Source organism: Thermohalobaculum xanthum (assembly GCF_016623495.1).
Taxonomy (GTDB): domain Bacteria; phylum Pseudomonadota; class Alphaproteobacteria; order Rhodobacterales; family Rhodobacteraceae; genus Thermohalobaculum; species Thermohalobaculum xanthum.
This window is the reverse complement of record NZ_JAEHHL010000029.1, coordinates 1-1,201: the sequence shown is the minus strand read 5'-3', so window position 1 is coordinate 1,201 and position 1,201 is coordinate 1. Positions and strand designations below refer to the sequence as shown.

Genomic DNA, 1,201 nt, shown 5'->3' with positions numbered 1-1,201 from the left:
GTGCCCACCGCGAGAACCGCTACTGCGACTTTTGCCGCGGCGCGCTTAAGCGGTCCGTCGCCGTCCATCTGATGCTGATGCGCGCCGTGCGACCGCCGATGAAGCAAGGCGAGCCGGAGCATGATGGCTGTCAAGGCGAGCGCGGTGAGGTTCAGCCAGAACGTGTAGTCGATCGCGAAGCGCACAACGTCAGAGACGGCGCGTCCGCTCTCGGGCACGATGCCCAGCAACGCGAAGGCCCCGTTCAAGATCAGTGCCGTCGCGACGATCGAGGCATACATCACCGCCGCGATGTAGAGCGCCGTTCGCAGACCATAATATTTCGCATTCACGGCGACGAGGGGCGGTACCATCAAGTCCGAGTAGATGAAGCCCATGATTCCCGCGAAGAGCACCCCGTTGGCATTCAGCACCGTCGCAAGCGGGATGTTGCCCATGGAGCCGATGAAGGTCGCCGCCGCCACGAAGGGCGCGACCATCGCGTTCTCCAGTGTCACGACCCAGGCTGGCAGGCCCAGCCCGACGTCGGTCAGGAAAATTATTGACCAGACCTCTGCCGGCACCAGCGCGGCGACGAACCCGGCGATGGTGAAGCCGATGAGTATCTCCTTCCAGACCATCTGCCAGTCATGCGCGAAGTTTGCGCCCACCTGCATCCAGCCCTCGCGCGAGCGGATGCGCTCGCCCCAGTCGAAGTCCTCCTCCTCCGCCTCGCTTTCGGCCTCGACCTTCTCGCGCGCCCTTTCCAGCCATCGTTCGGGATAGGTGGCTCGGATGATGAGGCTCGAAATCACGATCAGCACGATCCCTCCGGCAATCTCGGCGGCGAGGAAGGCGGGGCCGAGGAAAATAAGGATCAAGATGCCGAGCTCGACCACTAGGTTGGTCGAGGCGAACATGAAGGCAACCGCGGCGACGAAATGCGCCCCTTTCATCACAAGCGAACGCGCAGCGGCAAGCGCGGCAAAGGAGCAGGACGAGGAGGCTGCACCGAACACCGTCGCGAGAGCAATCGAACGCGGGCCCGCTCCGCCCATGTAGCGCGTCAGTCGGGTCTTTGGCACGAAGGCTTGGATCATCGCGCTGATGATGTACCCGAAAACGAAGGCCCAGCCGGATTTCCAGAAGAAGCCAAGCGCCGTGCGCGTCGCCTCGCCAAAGGTGTCCAGGATTCCGATCAAAGACCCATCGCCTCCCATCC

General features: G+C 63.1%; 1 protein-coding gene. It reads right to left on the bottom strand.

What is annotated here, in order from left to right; translation table 11 throughout:
* On the bottom strand, nucleotides 1-1,181 hold a 1,181-nt coding region (locus H0I76_RS19285), incomplete at its 3' end, for a permease (protein ID WP_200613825.1).
* Nucleotides 1,182-1,201: the final 20 nt, after the last annotated feature.